The sequence below is a fragment of the Oleiphilus sp. HI0067 genome (assembly GCF_001635735.1).
In genome coordinates this window covers 1-721 of sequence record NZ_LWFI01001459.1, presented here as the reverse complement: position 1 = coordinate 721, position 721 = coordinate 1, and the positions used below count along the sequence as shown (strand labels likewise).

Here is a 721-nt window from a genome sequence, read left to right as displayed (position 1 = left end):
GAATCTTCAGTGAAGAGCAATAGCAGGTCACATGAGATGTTGTGGTTTTCGATGCTGTAATTAATTTCAATAGCCAGCGTTTGCTTCCATTGGTTTGAATTCTTGCCAATCAGTTCATTGACTTGAACGTGCTGACCCAGCACTACCGGATGTCCTTGGCTAAAGATGAGATCGATTTGTTCAGCCAGACCATTAATGCAGGCTCCGCTTAATATGCCGGCCATTTCCATTAGCAATTCAAGTTCTGCCTTACTATCGATCTCGCCCTGAAAATTCAGAAGGCTTGCCATGTCCTTAAAGCAAGAGTCGTTGAAGATGAGCAGCGACTCTCCAGAAATGCCTGAACCAATAAAGCCTTGGCATACAGCCGAATAGCTGGATGTCTCTTCGGTATGAGCCAGAGCCATTTCCAGTTCGCCAACATCAATGATGTTAACGTTAGGAATAGGTAATTTTACAAATACGTTCAAATAGCGAGCAAGAAGGTCCGCGGCTTGCCCCATTGCGACGTTGCTAGCCTCTTGCATGTATTCGCGATAATCGATGCTAGTGATGCTGTTGATTGCATCTTTGACGTTCGGATTTGCGGATGCTTCATTGGCTGTACGATAAAGCCCAAAATCTTCCAATAGGCTGATTAATTGCCCTTGGTCTATTGGTTTTTTGAGAAAATCGATCGCTCCCAAGCGCTTTACGCGAGCATTGGCCTCAGGCTGAATAT

General features: G+C 44.9%; 1 protein-coding gene. It reads right to left on the bottom strand.

Going from position 1 to position 721, the window contains the following annotated elements:
• On the bottom strand, positions 1 to 721 hold a 721-nt coding region (locus A3739_RS30325; protein ID WP_068503069.1), incomplete at both ends, for a response regulator.